The organism is Janthinobacterium sp. GW821-FHT03A03, from assembly GCF_059421435.1.
In genome coordinates this window covers 51,804-68,229 of sequence record NZ_JBWKUZ010000005.1, presented here as the reverse complement: position 1 = coordinate 68,229, position 16,426 = coordinate 51,804, and the positions used below count along the sequence as shown (strand labels likewise).

Sequence of the window (16,426 nt, the reverse complement as noted above, 5' to 3'; positions counted from 1 at the left end):
GGCCCGACGGGCCTTGCGCAAGCAAAAACGCCTGCACCGGAGACGCCGGCGCAGGCGTTTTGCATTTGGCCCTTACTTCGCCTGCGCGCTGGGACGCTCGGCGATGCGGTCGCGGTAAGCCTGCAGGTTGGCTAAACCTTCCGCGCCCGGACGGTACTTCATCAGGCCACGCGCGAATTCCAGCGCGCAGAAGGCCGTGATGTCGGCAATCGTAAAGCGTTCGCCGGCGATGTAGGGCTGGCTGGCCAGCACCTGGTCCAGCCACTGCGCCGTCTCGCGCAGCTTGCCCGCCTGCGCCAGGGCGAAGTCGGGAAACTGCGGATTTTCCAGCGCCACCAGGGCCGGGTGGCCGTGGCGCACCCAGTTGGCGGCGGCGCTGAACAGGTGCAGTTCCACCCGGCGGTCGGCCATCTCGATAAACGCGCGCTCTTCAAAACCTTCGCCCATCAGGTTCGGCTGCGGCTGCAAGCCTTCCAGGTAGGTGCAGATGGCGCGCGTCTCGGTCAGCACGCGCCCGTCGGCCAGTTCCAGCACGGGCACGCGGCCCAGCGGATTTTTCGCCAGGAAGGCGGGATCGCGGTGCTGGCCCGCCATCAGGTCGAGCGCCACTTCCTCGATGCCGGTGAGGCCCTTCTCGGCGATGAACATGGTGACGCGGCGTGGATTGGGCGTGCGGGGGCTGATATACAGTTTCATGTGCGTGGATCTCGTCTCGTTATGGTGGTTGACAATCAGGCGCGACACCGGCCTGCGGCGGTACAGTCAGGCCACCATCATACCAGCGCATGGCAGGCGCGCGGCGCCCCTGGCGCGTTGACTTTGCTCCCGTTTCGCCTTAGATTGCCATACGGGAACGCTGGCCGCCAGTTCCAGCGATGTCCCCCAAACCGTCATCGACGCCTGCAGCCTATCCGGCTGGCGGGCGTTTTATCCATGAACCAAGGGCATACCATGCATCGCACACCGACTCCGCGCTTCCGGCGCAGCCAACTGGCCGCCGCCGTCCTGGCGCTGGCCTGCATCGCCGCCGCTGGCGTTCCCCAGGCGGGCCACGCCGCTCCCGCCGCCAGATACGCCTCGGCCAGCCATGCGGCGGCGACCACCACGCAGCTGCCGCGCGGCGTCACGCCGCTGCACTATATCGTGTCGATCACGCCGGACGCCGCCGCCGCCACCTTCAAGGGCGAGGCCGCCATCAAGGTGGCGGTCGACGCGCCGACCGCCAGCATCACCTTCAATGCCCTGAACCTGGCGTTTGCCGCCGCCGCCATCGAAGGCAAGGGCGGCAGCAAGCAGGTGACGCGCAAGATCGAGTTCGATGCGGACAAGCAGACGGCCACCGTGCATTTCGCCGAGCCCGTGGCCAGGGGCGAATACCTGCTGCGCATCGACTACAGCGGCAAGATCGGCACGCAGGCCACGGGCCTGTTCTCGCTCGACTACGACACGCCCGAAGGCCGCCAGCGCGCGCTGTACACGCAATTCGAGAACTCGGATGCGCGCAGCATGCTGCCGTCGTGGGATGAGCCGGACTACAAGGCCACCTTCGATCTCAGCGTGGTCGTGCCGAGCGGCCAGATGGCCGTGAGCAACATGCCGATTTCCAGCAGCGAAGAACTGGGCAACGGCATGAAGCACGTGTATTTCGCCACCACGCCGCGCATGTCGACCTATCTGCTGTTCTTCGGCCTGGGCGACTTCGAGCGGGCGACAACGATGGCCGACGGCACGGAAATCGGCGTCATCACGAAAAAGGGCGCGCTGGCGCAAAGCCGCTTCGCGCTCGACGAGTCCAGCGCCCTGCTGCGCGAATACAACGATTATTTCGGCGTGCGCTACCCGCTGCCCAAGCTCGACAACATCGCCGCGCCCGGCCGCAGCCAGTTCTTCGGCGCCATGGAAAACTGGGGCGCCGTGTTCACCTTCGAATACGGCCTGCTGCTCGACCCGGCCATCTCGACCCAGGCCGACAAGGAAAACATCTACACCACGCTGTCGCATGAAATGGCGCACCAGTGGTTCGGCGACCTGGTCACCATGCGCTGGTGGGACGACCTGTGGCTCAACGAAGGTTTTGCGTCGTGGATGGAAAGCCGCACCACGGAGCGCCTGCATCCGGAATGGAACACGGCCCTGTCCAGCGTGGCCGGGCGCGAGTCGGCCATGAGCCAGGACGCGCTGCGCACCACGCACCCCGTGGTGCAGCGCATCGCCACCGTGGAACAGGCCAGCCAGGCCTTCGACGGCATCACCTACCAGAAGGGCGAGGCGGTGATCCGCATGCTCGAAGCCTATGTGGGCGCCGACACCTGGCGCACGGCCGTGCGCAGCTACATGCGCAAGCATGCGTACGGCAATACGGTGTCGGACGACCTGTGGCGCGAAGTCGACGCGGCGGCGCGCAAGCCTGTCAGCGCCATCGCCCATGATTTCACCCTGCAGCCGGGCGTGCCCATGATCACGGTGGGCGACGCCGTGTGCCGCAAGGGCCGCACGCGCGTGACCCTGACGCAGACGGAATTTTCCAAGGACCAGGCGGACAAGAAGCCGCTGGCGTGGAAAGTGCCCGTCATCGCCTCGACGGTCGGCAGCCACAAGCAGGCGCGCGTGCTGGTGAAGGATGGCAAGGCGACCCTGAACGTGCCTGGCTGCGGCGCCCTGCTGGTGAATGCGGGCCAGAGCGGCTACTACCGCACCCTGTACGCGCCGGCCGGCACGCGCGCGCTGGCGCGCAGCTTCGCGCGCCTGGCGCCCATCGACCAGCTGGGATTGCTGGCGGACAGCCAGTCGCTGGGCATGGCGGGCCTGCAGGACCCGGCCGCCTTCCTGGAACTGGCAAAAGCCGCGCCGCTGTCGGCCGACCCGCAGGTGCTGGGCCGGGTCGCCGGCGCGCTGGGCGGGCTGTACGAACAGTACGCGGGCGACAGCGCGGAAAGCAAGGCGCGCCAGCAGGCGTTCGGCCGCTACGCCATCGCGCGCCTGGCGCCGATGATGGCGCAGACGGGCTGGGAAGCGCGCACGGGCGAAGCGTCCAGCGTGGCGACCCTGCGCGGGCAGCTGATCGCCATTCTCGGCGACATGGGCGAAGCGGGCGTGATCGCCGAGGCGCGCCGCCGCTACGCGGCCAGCGAGCAGGATCCGTCCGCCATGCCCGCGCCGCTGCGCCGCACCATCCTGGGCGTGGTGGCCCAGCATGCGGACGCCGCCGCCTGGGAGCAGCTGCACGCCAGGGCGCGGCAGGAAAAGACGCCGCTGATCAAGAACCAGCTGTACGACCTGCTGGCCTCGAGCGATGATACGGCCCTGGCGCAGCGCGCGCTGGCGCTGGCGCTGACGGAGGAGCCGGGCGTGACCAACAGCCCGGCCATGATCTCGCGCGTGGCGCGCACGCATCCGGAACTGGCGTTCGACTTCGCGCTGGCGCACCTCGAGCAAGTCAATGCGCGCATCGACGCCAGCTCGCGCAGCCGCTACTTCCCGCGCCTGGCGGCCGGATCGGCGCAGCCGCAGATGATCGCCAAGCTGCGGGCGTACGCGCAGGCCAACCTGCCCGAAGGCGCGCGCGGCGACGCCGACAGCTCCGTGGCCGGCATCGAGTACCGCATCAAGGTGCGCGCCGAGCGCCTGCCGGCGATCGATGCATGGCTGGCGAAACAGGCGGGCTGAGTGGATTTCCCGGCGCCGCGGCGCCGGGAACGGATAAAAACGCAGGCAAAAAAAACCGGCTTCGCAAAGTGCGGTAGCCGGTTGAAACGCTGTTTCAGAGCGCAGGGATAAAACGGGAAGACACATGAAAAGTGGAAACCGTGCCGGTCATTGAGGTGTCCGGCAACCTTGGGCCCGGGGTTTCCGTGCGCCATGTGTCCACTATGCCAGCCCTTCCCGGCGTCAGGCTTAGGACTTCATTAAATTCCATCCCATTTCCTGCGTTTCCCCTGCCAACCTTGCCATCGCAGCAATGTTTTCGCGCTGCGCCAGCCTGTCTGGTGCCGATGGTTGAGCTCACCGGCTAAGCTGTTGAGTCATGCCTGCATCCTATCGCTCCCGGAGCGTAGTGATCTGCGCAACGCATGCTGTGTGCCAACAAAAGCATCATAGCAGCGTCATATGACCTCCTTATGACGTAGCTCTAACATTGCGCGCGCGCCGCGGCGCGGATCGCGTACCATTCCCCCATCGCCCTTGTCCCTTTTGCCCCCATGTCCAGCCAGAACTGCCGCCTGCCGTCCGCCATCCGCGCCCCGCTCCTGCTTGCCTGCGCCGTGCTGGCCGCCTGCACGCCACTGCCGCCCGCTCCTGCTCCTGCCCCCGCTTCCGCCGCCCGGGCCGCCATGCCGGCGCCCGCGTGGCAGCGGCCAGGCGTGCAGCTGCTGCACATCGCGCCCGAAGAATCCCTGCTGACCATTACCGTGCGCCGCGGCGGCGCGCTGGCGCGGCTGGGGCATGACCATGTGGTGGCCAGCCGCGGCCTGCAGGGCGTGGTGGCGCCCGCGCAGGGACGTGCGCAGTTCCAGTTCCGGCTCGACGAGATGAGCGTCGACGAGGAGGCATTGCGCAAGACGGCCGGCCTGACGACGACGCCGTCGGCCGACGCCATCGCCGGCACGCGCCACAACATGCTGGTGCGCGTGCTCGAGGCCGAGCGCTATCCGTGGGTGCGCATCGACGCCCGCCAAACGGGCAACAGGGACATGCTCGAGGCCGACATCACCCTGCATGGCGTGACGCGCACGCTGCAGGTGCCCGTGCAGATCACGGAGGCGGCCGGCGGGCGCGGCCTGCAGGCCAGCGGCAGCCTGCTGCTGAAACAGAGCGATTTCGGCATCGTGCCGTTCGCCATCCTGGGCGGCGCCATGGCCGTGCAGGACCAGATGGAACTGGCGTTCCGCATCACGGCAAGGCCGGAGCCTAGCGCGCCAGCACCAGGCGCAGGCCCAGGGCGATGAAGATGGTGCCGGCCAGGCGGTCCAGCCACAGGCCGGCGCGCGGGCGGCGGTTGATCCATTTGCCGACGGCGCCCGAAAAATAGCCGAGCAGGCCGAACAGCACGCACGCCTGCGCCGTGAAGACCAGCCCGAGCTGGGCTGTCTGCCAGCTGGCGCTGCCCTGGCCCGTGACGATAAACTGCGGCAGGAACGAGAGGAAAAACAGCACGACTTTCGGATTGATACTGTTGGCAAACAAGCCCTTGCCGAACAGGCGCAGCAGCGATTCATCGGGCAGGGCCGCCGCGCCGTCGACTTTCGCGCCGCCACGGCTGCGCAGGGCGCCGATGCCCAGCCACACCAGGTACAGGCCGCCGGCCACTTTCAGCGCCGTAAAAGCAGCGGGCGAAGCGGCCAGCAGGGCCGACACGCCGATGCTCGCCAGCACGGTGTGCGTGAGGCAGCCCAGGGCGCAGCCGAGGCCGAAAGCCATGCCCTGGCGCCGCCCGCGCGACATGCCCACGCCCAGCACCATCAGGTTGTCGGGGCCGGGGCTGGCGGTAATGAGGACGGCGGCGGCCAGGAAGGCCAGGAACTGGTCGGGACTGAGCATGGAAGACTCGCAGGCAAAAAGCGACATGATACCGGAGCGGACCAACATACCAACGAGCAACATGCTTGCGTGACAAGAAATTGCGCATGCGCAAGCCGAGTCGATTAAAATGGACACTCCACAGCACAGGGCTTTGCCGCCATTCCCCGCGCGACAATCACCATACTCACCGATGCCAGCCCACCCGCCCCCGTCCAGCCACAGCGCCCACCACTGCCGCGTCAGCACCTGGCTGTGCTGGTGCCTGCTGCTGATCGGCCTGCTGGGCCCGGGCTGGGCGGCGCGCGCGCAAGCGGCCACGCTGCCCCTGACGCAGCAAGGCATCGGCCACCTGGGCGATGGCGCACGGCTGTTTCTTGCCGACAATTATGACGTGCCCGCCGATGCCGCCGCCCTGCCCGCCTGGTTGGCGCGCCAGCGCCCGGCCGCAGAGGTCGACCTGTTCGGCGGCGCCTACTGGCTGTATGCGCAGGTGCGCAACGACAGCGCCGAAAGCGCCTGGGTCATCGATCCGAACGACACCCTGATCGATCTGGTCGACATCCACGTGTATGGCCCCGGCCAGCATGCGGCGCCGCAAACCCTGCTGTCGGGCTACCAGCGTCCGCACGAATATTTGCTGCACTACGGCAAGAACGTGCAACTGGCGCCGGGCGCCACCTACGCCATCCTGATCCGCTTTTCCAGCCCCTACTACGCGCGCGCGCCCATGTTCGGCCTCACGACGCAGCAGGACTACCGCAAGCTGGTGGGCAAGGAAAACTTCCTGATCGTCGCCTCGATCGGCGCCCTGCTGGCGCTGGGCCTGTTCAATTTCTTCATCTTTTCCATCACCCTGGAAAAAGCCTCCGTGTATTACGCGCTGTACGTGCTCACGTACGGCGTGGCGTGGGCCATGACCTTCCACGTCTTCTCCGACCTGTTCGACTGGCGCCAGCTGCAGCTGCATTACGTGCCGTTCTTTCTGCTGCCCGTCTTCAGCACCCTGTTCTACACGCATTTCCTGCGCCTGCGCGAGTACTCGCCCCTGCTCGACCGCATCAGCCGGATCAACGTGATCCTGCCCCTGCTGCTGCTGCCCAGCTGCTTCGTCGCCCTGTCGTATGCGCACGCGCTGGCCACCGTCGCCATCACCATCTGGATGCTGCTGGCGCTCGTCAGCGGCATCGTCGTCTGGCGCCGCGGCTACCAGCCGGCGCGCTTCTTCGTGCTGGCCTTCGTCGCCCTGATGCTGCCCGGCTTCCTGATCCTGCCGGCCAACCTGGGCCTGATGCCGGCGCTGGTGGCCAACGCCCAGCTGGTGGCCTTGCTGGGCGGCACCATGGATGGCCTGCTGCTGGCCTTTGCCCTGGCCGACCAGATCCGCCTGCTGCGCAACAACCTGGAACAGCGCGTCAGCGAGCGCACACTGGCGCTGACCCTCAGCAACGAGGCCCTGCTGAAAGCCAAGGAACATGCGGAAGTGGTCAGCCGCCACCGCATCGAATTCCTCTCGGCCATGAGCCACGACATCCGCACGCCGCTGGCCGGCGTGATCGGCATGCTGCAATTCGCCCTGCGCGACCAGTCCGTCAAGGGCCGCACGCAGGAATACCTGCGCATCGGCCTGCACAACGGCGTGTCGCTATTGACCATTCTCAATGACATCCTCGATTTCTCGAAGATCGACGCGGGCAAGCTGACCTTGGAAACGGTGGACTTCGACCTGCTGGCGCTGATCGGCGACGCGGCCGGCATCGTGCAGGGCCAGGCCGACGCCAAGAGCCTGCTGCTGCGCCGCGAACTGGCGCTGGACCTGCCGCGCTACGTGCGCGCCGACCCCACGCGCCTGCGCCAGATCCTCATCAACCTGCTGGGCAATGCCTTGAAGTTCACGGCCAACGGCGAAGTACTGCTGGAAGTGCGGCGCGCCCGCACGCCGCCGCGCCCCGACGGCCGCAGCGACATCGAATTCATCATCAGCGACACGGGCCCCGGCATCGACGCCGACACCCTGCCGCGGCTGTTCCAGAAATTCGAGCAGGCCGACCATTCCACCACGCGCCGCTACGGCGGCACGGGCCTGGGCCTGGCCATCTGCAAGGAGCTGGTGGAACTGATGCAGGGCACGATAGGCGTGGAAAGCCGCGTCGGCACCGGCTCGCGCTTCCATTTCACCTTGCCCCTGACGCCAGGCAGCGCGCCGGCGGCCGACACGCGCCTGGCGCCGCGCCATGCGCACCACGCCTGCCGCCTGCGCATCCTGTGCGCCGAAGACGTGCGCACCAACCAGATCATCATCGGCACCCTGCTGGAAAACATGGGCCATGCCGTCACCATCGTCGACAATGGCGAGGAAGCGCTGCGCGCGCTGGGCAGCGCCGCCTACGACTGCGTGCTGATGGACGGCCGCATGCCGCAGATGGACGGCGAACAGGCCGCGCGCCTGATCCGCGACGGCGGCAACGCGCAGTTCCCCATTCCCGACGCGCAGATCCCCATCATCGCGCTGACGGCCAACGCCAGCGAACATGACCGCCAACGCTACCTGGCTTGCGGCATGGACGACTTCCTCAGCAAGCCCGTCGACGAAACGCTGCTGTTCGAGAAAATCGACGCCGTCATCGACCTGCTGCTGGCGCGCGGCCACGCGCTGCCGCCGGGCCGGACGCAGGACGATGACGCGCTGGCGCGCCAGTTCGGCCTGGACGACGGGGGCGCGCCGGCCAGGCCGGCCGAGGCGCCGGCGCCGGCCGACCCCATGAGCGCGCCCGTGCATATCCTGCCGCTGGCCGGCCTGTCGCCGCAGCACGTGCAGCGCATCGCGCAAGCCTTCCTCAGCGAAGCGCCGCGGCGCCTGGACCTGGCTTGCCACGCCGTGCGCGACGGCAACGCCAGCGCCGCGGCGGCCGCCTTCCACGCCCTGAAAGGCAGCGCCGGCTACCTGAGCCGCCCCACCCTGCACGGCCTGTGCCACCAGATGGAAAACCTGGCGTCGAACGGCCAGCTCGACAACGTGGAAAAATTCCTGCCGCAGCTGCAGGCGGCGCTGGACGAGGCGCGCCGCGACCTGAACGCGCCGGCCGGCGCCATCGACTGATTCAATCGGCCAGCCAGCCACGCGTCCGCAGCCACGCCAGCAGCAGCCGCGGCCAGGCGGCAGGCTCGCTGCCCGGCTGGCCCAGGCCCCAGCCATGGCCGCCGTGCCGGAACTGGTGCAGTTCAACAGGCACGCCCGCGCGGCGCAGGGCCGCCGCCATCAGCACGCTGTTCCCGGGCGGAGAAATGCCGTCGTCGAGCGCCTGCGCAATGAACATGGGCGGCGCGCGCGCATCGGCTTGCCGCTCCACCGACAGCGCGTCGCGCGCCGCCTGCGCCGGGTGGCGTCCCAGCAGCTGCCGCTTCGCCTGCGTCGTGTCGAATGGCGGCTGCATGGTCAGCACGGGATACAGCAGCACGGCAAAGTCGGGCCGCGCCGACACCGCATCGAGCGCATCGACGGGCGCATACAGGGCGGCGTCCGGCTGGACGGCCGTCATGCCGGCCAGGTGCGCGCCGGCGGAAAAGCCGAGCATGCCGATGCGCGCCGGGTCGATGCGCCACTCGGCGGCGCGCGCGCGGATCACGCGCATGGCGCGCTGGCCGTCCTGGAACGGCGCGGCCACCCCGCCGCCCTCCTGCGGCAGGCGGTACACGAGTTCAAACGCCGTGATGCCCTGCGTTTGCAGCCAGGCCGCCGCCGGGCCGCTCTCCTTGCCCGCTTCGACACGCGCATAGCCGCCGCCGCTGGCCAGGAGGATGGCCATGCCGTTCGGCTGCGCCGGCCGGTGCACGATCAGATACGGCTGCCCGACCTGCGTGATGGCGCCTTTGGCGCTGTCGCGCTGCGGCCCCGGCGCCGCGCCGCCGGGCGGCGCGCCGGGCCACAGCACGATGGCGCCGGGCGGCGCCGCGCCCGCGTGCTGCTTGAGCAGGATCAAGCACAGGAACAGCAGGCCTCGCTGGGCGCCCTCGCGCAGGATTGAATAAAGCGCCATCATGCCTGGAAGTCTGTCTCTCCCTGGATCACGGCCGGATAGCCCGTCATGGCGCGCGAGGTCTGCATGCCGGCCATCACGGCCGCCTCCACGCAGCCCGCGTTCAGGCCCGTCCTGATCCAGTCGCCCGTGAGGAACAGGTTGGAAAAACCCGACTGGTCGGTGGCCAGCCGGTACTGCGTGCTGTTCACCACCGACATCACGTAGCGCTCGGACGGGTCGACATTGGCGCGCCAGTACTGGCTGTCGAAGCGCGCCGGGCCCGTGCCCGCCCTGGCGTCGACCAGCCATTGCCACGGAAACGCGCCGGGAGCGCCCGCTTCGGGCCACAGCGCGCCGATTTCGCGCTCCAGCTGGTGCAGCGCGCCCGCTTTCGCCCTGGCCGCGCAGCGGGCAGGAAATGCCGTGTCGGTGACGGGCGGGTAGCTGTCGACGGGGAAGGCGCTGCAAAAGTAGGAGACGTTTTTCGGCTCCAGCCCCGCCGGCCAGTCCTCGCGCGCCAGCAACTGGTCCATCGGCGCCCACGTGTCGTACGGCTCCGTGAAGGCCGACAGCACCGGCTGCTGGCCCTTCGGCTGCGTGGTCCAGCCCATCTGCGCCAGGTTCTTGTTGAGCCACACCTGATAGGCCTGCGTGGCCACCGTTTTCACCTTGTCGGACGCCAGCTGCAGGGCCGGGCTTTGCGCCAGCAACTGCGGACACAGGGCGGGCAGCGCACCGATGGAAATGCCGAACACCACCTTGTCGAAGTCCACGCCCTTCTTCAGTACCGTGACGGGCAGCTGCCGGCCGAACGCCTGCTGGTACTGCTGCGGCCAGTCGCTCCAGTACGATTCCAGGTTGACTTCCTGCGCTTGCAGCAGCGCCGCTTGCGCGGGATCAAGCTGCGCATAATCGGGCGCACTGGGCCAGCAGGCCAGGCCTTTGACGTCCACCAGCGGCGCATAGCCGGCGGCCGGGTCCTTCAACTGCGCCTGCTCGCTGATGCGGATGCTGTCGATGTCGCCCGCGCCCGGCACCAGTTCTTCCACGCGCTGGAAGAACTTGAATTTCACGCCGCGCTTTTTCAGCACCTGGTACAGCGGCGTGAAGATCGTGTCGCCCATGCCGGCCTGCATCTTGAACATGATGCCGCCCTTGTAGGCCAGGCCGATGCGCGCCATCGCCCGCAGCAAAGTGCCTGCCTCGATGTTCGGTTTCGCAAAATCGCCGCCCTCGTAGGCGAACACCAGGTCGTAAAAGCCGCGCACCGGCGCCGAATTGACGCTGAACTGCTCGTCGCCGCCATGTTTTTTGAGCCAGTCGCGGAAATCGATGTCGTTGATGACGTCAAAGCCGTTCCTGAAGACGCCATCGTCGAACATGCCCTTCATGACCGTGATGCCCAGGTCCAGGCAGATGAACAGGCGGCGCAGTTCATCGTCGCCGTCGATCAATGCGCGGTAGCGCAGGCGCAGCCAGGCGCGGATGCCGTTCAGGGTACCGGCCAGCAGCTGGTGGCGGGCCTGGTCGTGGCGCGCGGAGTCCGGCGCCAGGTCGGCCACCAGCGCGGCCAGCGCGCCGACGGACAGGCCCACGTCCAGCCCCAGTTCATCGGCCTGCCCCACCACCGCGTCGGCCAGGCGGCGCAGCCAGCCCGGCCACACGCCCTCTCCTTGCGATGCGCTGGCGCGCACGATGCGCGCATCGGCGTCGGCCACCTGCCGGATCTGGCGCAGCCACTGCTCGATCCAGCCCACCATGGCGATGGCCATCTGCCACAGGGTGATGTCTTCGCCGCCCTCGCCCGGTTCGCCCGGCAAGGCGGGAAAGACGATGGACCAGTTGCGCCACTGGCCCTTGACGTCTTCGGACAGGGCCACGTAATCGTGCTGCTTGAAGGCGTCGCGCCAGGTGGCCAGCGGCGCGCCGGGCGGGCGTTCCAGGCTGGCGTAGGCTTCCTTGATCATCCTGAAGGCGTTCGCATAAAAGCCGAACCAGATGTGCAGGCCATGCTCCTCGATGCGCTGGCCCGCCTGCGCGTTGCGCCCGCTGGCGCCCTTGCCGCCGAGGCGCCAGCCCAGCTGGTAGACGGTGATGTCGTGCCGGTTCTGCCACCCCGGCTGGTTCGTCAGATAATACGCGGTGGTCATGGCGGCCACGCCGCCGCCCAGGATGGCGATCTTTTCCGGCGCGATGCGGGAATTGTCGACCAGTTCCTCGCCCGGCATGGCCGTGAAATCGAAGCTCACATTGAACGGCAAGATCGCCGCCTGCGGCCCCAGCTGCAAGCCCAGGGTCTGCTCCAGCGGGAAGCTGTCGAAGGCGTGTACCGTGCACTCGTATTCATAGCCGAGCAGGCGCGCGCTGTGCAGGCGGTTGATCTCGGCCGGCGCGGCCACCAGCGCCTGGTACACGGCCTGCACGCCCGCGCTGTCGGGGAATTGCTTGAGGAAGATCTGGTCGATGCGCGGATTGCGCAGCAGCGACAGGATGTCGGCCCAGCCGGCCTGATCCATGTCAAAGAAATCGGGAATGGAGAGGAAGATCTTGAAGGCCTGTTCGATGAGTTCCAGGAAACTGTTGACGCTCTTGTGCGGCCCCGTCTGCACGGTGGCGTTGACTTCCAGCAGCGGATGCAGGGCCAGTTTCGTTTCCGGCGAGAAATGCTGAAAGCCCTTGGCCGCCACGGAGCAGCGCAGCGGCTCGCTGCCGGCCGCGGGAATCTCGTAGTCGCACAGGTATTTCGGATAGCCGAACAGCTCGCGCCCGTTGATCAGGGCCATGGCGTCATCGACGAAAATATGGCACGGATACCAGTAGATGTGCGCGAGCTTGCCGTGCTCATCCATCTGGCCCACCATGATCCAGGTGACGATGTCCACTTCCGTGATCCAGCCCTTGGCCTGGTCGACGGGATTGGCGGAATCGGCATGGTTGACGCGCGTGAAGGTCAGCATCACGTAGGGCGACAGGGCTTTCAGGGTCATCCTGCTGCCCGCCACCTGGTTCAGGGTGGTATTGACGGTCGATTGCAGCCTGGCCAGGTCGCCCCTGACGAAATAGCCGTACATTTCCGACTGTTTCAGCCGCAGCGGCGAGTGCATCATCACCGAACCGCCCTGATAGATATACGAAGGTCTTGCCGAAGGTTGCGCCGCCATTGCCCTGCTCCTCATTGAAGTTTCAGACAAACAAGATTGCTACAGTGTATTGAGAAAGAACAATGAATGATATGAAATAAATTAAAGGATTTGCCAAGATGCATAGCTTAGTTTCCGTCCCGGCAGGAAACCGCTTGCGCAGGGCGCACGGCTTGCGTACGGCGGCCGGGGCGCGCCCCGGCCATCGGGTGTACGATGAAACCTCTTGAGTATCCAGGCACAGGCAATGATTACCACCGACTACGTTTCCACTTATTCCGGCAACCGTTTCTATCCCTTGCGCCCGCACATCGACAAGGTCGCCATCGAGGACATCGCCCACGGCCTCGCTTACCAGTGCCGCTTCAATGGCCAGACGCAAGTGTTTTATTCCGTTGCCCAGCACAGCCTGATCGTCGCCAGCCTGGTGCCGCCGCCGCTGCGCCTGGCCGCCCTGCTGCACGACGCGGCCGAGGCTTACCTGGGCGACATGGTGAAGCCGCTGAAAGTGCTGCTGCCGGAGTTTGCCGCGCTGGAAGACAAGGTGAGCGCCATCATCGCCGCCACCTATGGCATCGATTTTTCCGATTACGCGCCCATCAAGCGGGCCGACCTGATCGCGCTGGCGACGGAAAAGCGCGACCTGATGCCCCACTCGGCCGAGCGCTGGGCCTACCTTGACGACATCGCCCCCCTGCCCGGTATAATCGACGCCATGGGGCCGGCCGAAGCCAAGCAGCGCTTCCTGCAGGCATTTGCGGCACTGGCCGGGGAAGGCCTGGCCGCGTGAGTGTTCACGCGCTCCCTGATCATCGGGTTCCAAGTCCCGGTTTTTGCACGGCTTTTTTAGATATCCACAGCAACTGTGGATAAAGTTGTTGATAAGCCCCTCTTGACAAGCCGCAACGCCAGCATTGATGCGGGTTTCAACAATTTGCCGTTTTCACAGGCATTTTTTTACCCCAATAAAATCAAGGACTTACAATCAGGATTTTGCGCTTGAGCAAAGTTACCCTGCTGCAATGAAAATATATTTTGCTGTGCATAAGGGGCGCGGATACGCAAATGCCTTGCTTCGACAGCATTGTTTTGACAAACCCGGTAGACTGGCATAGTGTGAATGGGCAAGCACGATCAACGCTGGAAAACGCATGGACATGGATAGCGACAGCGCCGCCAAGGCGGCCGATGAACCCGACTGGCTGATGGATGAGCCGCTGGAGCATGCCGGCGCCGCCTCCGAGCAGGCCAGCGCGCCGCCGTGGCGCGTACTCATCGTCGACGACGATGTCGATGTGCACGTGGTAACCAAGTTCGCCCTCAGCCAGGCCAGCTTCCAGGGACGCAGGCTGAGTTTCCTGCATGCATATTCGGGCGCCGAAGCGCTGGCCGTGCTGCGCGGCACACCCGATATCGCCGTCGTGCTGCTCGATGTCATCATGGAAACGCAGGATGCGGGCCTGCAAGTGGCGCGCCAGATCCGCGAAGAACTGCACAACAGCGCCGTGCGCATCATCCTGCGCACGGGACAGCCGGGCCAGGCGCTGGAACACCGCATCATCATCGATTACGACATCAACGATTTCTGGTGCAAGACGGACTTGACCACGCGCAAGCTGTTTACCACGGTGATCGCCTCGCTGCGCACTTACGCCACCCTGCGCGAAGCCGAGCAGCAACTGGCCGACCTGGCCGCCGCCCTGGCCCGGCGCAGCGACACGCCGTGAACGGCGCGCGCTACTTTCAGTCATAAAACAAGAGCACTGGATGGGCATACAGCGTTGCGCCATGCCCTGTTTTGCTGCCGCGCGGGGGCCGATGGCGCGCGCGGATTTGTCAAAATATCCTAAGTGGCGGATTGTTAAGCGCTTTTTCAGATATCCACACGGACTGTGGATATCTTTGTGGATAAGCGCCTATTGACAGCCTTCAAAGCCGCAGCCAGTGCGGCTTTCAATAAACTGCTCAATCAAACAGCAAAAATAAAAATCAACAAAATCAACAACTTAGAAACTCACACATAATCACAGGAAAATTATTTCGCCAATTTCGCTCGCTCATCATTTGTGCATAACTGAGCCGTAATGAGCAATTCGACAACGTCCGATCGTGAATGCGGGCAACACTGTTGCCCGCGGCCATTCAATGCAAGGCCTGGCGGCGCTGCTCCGGATGCAACAGCACGCGTTCGATCAGCTCGGGCGACAGATTGTATGACTTCAGGTATTCCAGCGCACACAAGGTACTGAAGGCGGCTTGCACGGCAATGCCCAGGTTGACGATATCGCACATCTTCTGATCGACCCGGGCGTGCAGCACCACGGTTTTGACGGGCATATGCAGCGTTTCTGGGGAATTAGGCATGGTGAGCAACTCCTGCGAAGGGGGAACGGAGGGGGAGACGGCATGGCGGTGCGAACCGCGTCAGCGCGGACATGGACAGCGGTCGTATTGCCCATAAAAGTATTGCTGATAAATTCTCGATGTCAATGGCAGGGAAACATGAGTCACGTTTTTTTCTTGCAGGCACAACTGCAGCCGAAAGCGATGGACAAGGGCGCTCGGCCACGGCGATAATCAGCCATGCCCTCGCCCCTTCCGCCCGCCCCGTCCCGCCCGCAGCCCGCCTCGCTTGCCGACCTGTTCTTCTCGTTTACGTGGCTGGCCCTGCAAGGCTTTGGCGGCGTGCTGGCCGTGATCCAGCGCGAGATGGTGGAACGCAAGCGCTGGCTCACGCAAGAAGAGTTCCTGGAAGACTGGGCCGTGGCGCAAATCATGCCGGGACCGAACGTGGTGAACCTGTCGCTGATGGTGGGCGGGCGCTATTTCGGTTTGAAAGGCGCGTTGACGGCCCTGGCCGGCATGCTGGCCGTGCCCCTCGTCGTCGTCCTGCTGCTGGGCGTGCTGTACACGCGCTTTGGCGACAATGCGCAGATGGCCGGCGCCCTGCGCGGCATGGCCGCCGTGTCGGCCGGCATGATCGCCGCCACGGGCGTGAAACTGGCCGCCGCGCTGGGCAAGCATCCGCTGCCCCTGTGGCTGACCCTGCCCCTGGTCGTGCTGGGCGTGCTGACGGTGGCGGTCTTCCGCTGGCCCCTGCTGTACATCCTGCTGGGACTGGGCGGCATCGGCTGCCTGCTGACGTACCGGAAGTTGTCTTCATGAATCCGCCCCTGCAACTGGCCTTGAGCGCGGGCGACTGGCTGAACCTGTTCGGCCACTACCTGATGCTGTCGCTGATGTCGATCGGCGGCGCCATTTCCACCACGTCCGAAATGCACCGCTTCCTGGTGGAACAGCACGGCTGGCTGACGCAGGCCCAGTTCAATGAGTCGATCGCCATCGCGCAAGCCGCACCGGGTCCCAACGTGCTGTTCGTCGCCCTGATGGGCTGGAACGTGGGCATGAACGCGGGCAGCTACACGGCCGCGTATCTTGGCGTATTCATCACGATGGTAGGCATCATGCTGCCCAGCACCACCCTCACCTACGTGGCGGCCCAGTGGGGCTACCGCAACCGCGACCTGCGCCCCGTGCGCGCCTTCAAGCAAGGCATGGCGCCCATCGTCGTCGCCCTGCTGATATCCACCGGCATGATACTGGGCGGCGCCAACCATACCCTGGCCACGGACTGGCCCCTGTGGAGCTTGTCCATCGTGGCTGGCCTGATCATCTGGCGCACGAAGATCCATTTATTGTGGCTGCTGGCGGGCGGCGCCATCCTCGGCTGGCTGCAGCTCGTGTAGCAGG

Annotated in this window: 12 protein-coding genes; 7 read left to right on the top strand and 5 right to left on the bottom strand. The window is 66.0% G+C overall.

Annotated features, from left to right (window positions below; translation table 11 throughout):
- Positions 1-72: 72 nt before the first annotated feature.
- Entirely contained in the window at positions 73-696 is a 624-nt protein-coding gene (locus AC07VI_RS12620; RefSeq protein ID WP_086147125.1) for a glutathione S-transferase family protein, read from the bottom strand.
- Between the two features lie 255 nt (positions 697-951).
- Here AC07VI_RS12620 and AC07VI_RS12615 point away from each other — a divergent pair, with 255 nt between their 5' ends.
- Together AC07VI_RS12615 and AC07VI_RS12610 are read left to right on the top strand one after the other, a co-directional pair.
- Positions 952-3,666, top strand: a complete 2,715-nt coding sequence (locus tag AC07VI_RS12615) for a M1 family metallopeptidase (protein WP_099375789.1) — start codon at positions 952-954, stop codon at positions 3,664-3,666.
- A 533-nt stretch (positions 3,667-4,199) separates the two neighbouring features.
- Positions 4,200-4,946: a YceI family protein gene (locus AC07VI_RS12610; RefSeq protein WP_226935884.1), complete on the top strand. Its 747-nt coding sequence runs from the start codon at positions 4,200-4,202 to the stop codon at positions 4,944-4,946.
- Here AC07VI_RS12610 and AC07VI_RS12605 read toward each other — a convergent pair.
- A complete protein-coding gene (locus AC07VI_RS12605; protein WP_086147130.1) occupies positions 4,909-5,538 on the bottom strand; it encodes a LysE family translocator in 630 nt (209 codons plus the stop codon). The genes AC07VI_RS12610 and AC07VI_RS12605 overlap by 38 nt on opposite strands.
- Positions 5,539-5,710: 172 nt before the next feature.
- Between AC07VI_RS12605 and AC07VI_RS12600 the strand changes: the two genes are divergently transcribed.
- Positions 5,711-8,617 carry a hybrid sensor histidine kinase/response regulator gene (locus AC07VI_RS12600; protein ID WP_100198549.1) on the top strand — a complete coding sequence of 969 codons (2,907 nt, stop codon included), beginning with the start codon at positions 5,711-5,713 and terminating at the stop codon, positions 8,615-8,617.
- 1 nt (position 8,618) lies between these two features.
- Here AC07VI_RS12600 and AC07VI_RS12595 read toward each other — a convergent pair whose 3' ends face one another.
- Positions 8,619-9,557 (bottom strand): alpha/beta hydrolase, encoded by a 939-nt coding sequence (locus AC07VI_RS12595; protein WP_099420949.1) that lies wholly within the window; start codon positions 9,555-9,557, stop codon positions 8,619-8,621.
- Positions 9,554-12,697, bottom strand: coding sequence for an NAD(P)/FAD-dependent oxidoreductase (locus AC07VI_RS12590; RefSeq protein ID WP_492994917.1), 3,144 nt, complete (start codon positions 12,695-12,697; stop codon positions 9,554-9,556). The genes AC07VI_RS12595 and AC07VI_RS12590 overlap by 4 nt, the downstream gene beginning before the upstream one ends.
- A 226-nt stretch (positions 12,698-12,923) precedes the next feature.
- Here AC07VI_RS12590 and AC07VI_RS12585 point away from each other — a divergent pair, with 226 nt between their 5' ends.
- Positions 12,924-13,466: a phosphohydrolase gene (locus AC07VI_RS12585; RefSeq protein ID WP_086148020.1), complete on the top strand. Its 543-nt coding sequence runs from the start codon at positions 12,924-12,926 to the stop codon at positions 13,464-13,466.
- A 361-nt stretch (positions 13,467-13,827) separates the two neighbouring features.
- Positions 13,828-14,403 (top strand): response regulator, encoded by a 576-nt coding sequence (locus tag AC07VI_RS12580; protein WP_226935879.1) that lies wholly within the window; start codon positions 13,828-13,830, stop codon positions 14,401-14,403.
- Positions 14,404-14,818: 415 nt separating this feature from the next.
- On the opposite strand, the gene AC07VI_RS12575 is transcribed toward AC07VI_RS12580, so the two are convergent.
- Positions 14,819-15,040 carry a hypothetical protein gene (locus AC07VI_RS12575; protein ID WP_086148021.1) on the bottom strand — a complete coding sequence of 74 codons (222 nt, stop codon included), beginning with the start codon at positions 15,038-15,040 and terminating at the stop codon, positions 14,819-14,821.
- 219 nt (positions 15,041-15,259) lie between these two features.
- Between AC07VI_RS12575 and AC07VI_RS12570 the strand changes: the two genes are divergently transcribed.
- Positions 15,260-15,841, top strand: coding sequence for a chromate transporter (locus AC07VI_RS12570; RefSeq protein WP_492994920.1), 582 nt, complete (start codon positions 15,260-15,262; stop codon positions 15,839-15,841).
- Positions 15,838-16,422 carry a chromate transporter gene (locus AC07VI_RS12565; protein ID WP_086148023.1) on the top strand — a complete coding sequence of 195 codons (585 nt, stop codon included), beginning with the start codon at positions 15,838-15,840 and terminating at the stop codon, positions 16,420-16,422. The genes AC07VI_RS12570 and AC07VI_RS12565 overlap by 4 nt, the downstream gene beginning before the upstream one ends.
- Positions 16,423-16,426: the final 4 nt, after the last annotated feature.

What these genes read in the sequence shown, in the direction of transcription:
- AC07VI_RS12610 (WP_226935884.1), top strand. Translation starts at nt 4,200, where the DNA reads ATGTCCAGCCAGAACTGCCGCCTGCCGTCCGCCATCCGCGCCCCGCTC.
- AC07VI_RS12585 (WP_086148020.1), top strand. Translation starts at nt 12,924, where the DNA reads ATGATTACCACCGACTACGTTTCCACTTATTCCGGCAACCGTTTCTAT.
- AC07VI_RS12575 (WP_086148021.1), bottom strand. Translation starts at nt 15,040, where the DNA reads ATGCCTAATTCCCCAGAAACGCTGCATATGCCCGTCAAAACCGTGGTG.
- AC07VI_RS12565 (WP_086148023.1), top strand. Translation starts at nt 15,838, where the DNA reads ATGAATCCGCCCCTGCAACTGGCCTTGAGCGCGGGCGACTGGCTGAAC.
- AC07VI_RS12605 (WP_086147130.1), bottom strand. Translation starts at nt 5,538, where the DNA reads ATGCTCAGTCCCGACCAGTTCCTGGCCTTCCTGGCCGCCGCCGTCCTC.
- AC07VI_RS12620 (WP_086147125.1), bottom strand. Translation starts at nt 696, where the DNA reads ATGAAACTGTATATCAGCCCCCGCACGCCCAATCCACGCCGCGTCACC.
- AC07VI_RS12590 (WP_492994917.1), bottom strand. Translation starts at nt 12,697, where the DNA reads ATGGCGGCGCAACCTTCGGCAAGACCTTCGTATATCTATCAGGGCGGT.
- AC07VI_RS12615 (WP_099375789.1), top strand. Translation starts at nt 952, where the DNA reads ATGCATCGCACACCGACTCCGCGCTTCCGGCGCAGCCAACTGGCCGCC.
- AC07VI_RS12580 (WP_226935879.1), top strand. Translation starts at nt 13,828, where the DNA reads ATGGACATGGATAGCGACAGCGCCGCCAAGGCGGCCGATGAACCCGAC.
- AC07VI_RS12570 (WP_492994920.1), top strand. Translation starts at nt 15,260, where the DNA reads ATGCCCTCGCCCCTTCCGCCCGCCCCGTCCCGCCCGCAGCCCGCCTCG.
- AC07VI_RS12600 (WP_100198549.1), top strand. Translation starts at nt 5,711, where the DNA reads ATGCCAGCCCACCCGCCCCCGTCCAGCCACAGCGCCCACCACTGCCGC.
- AC07VI_RS12595 (WP_099420949.1), bottom strand. Translation starts at nt 9,557, where the DNA reads ATGATGGCGCTTTATTCAATCCTGCGCGAGGGCGCCCAGCGAGGCCTG.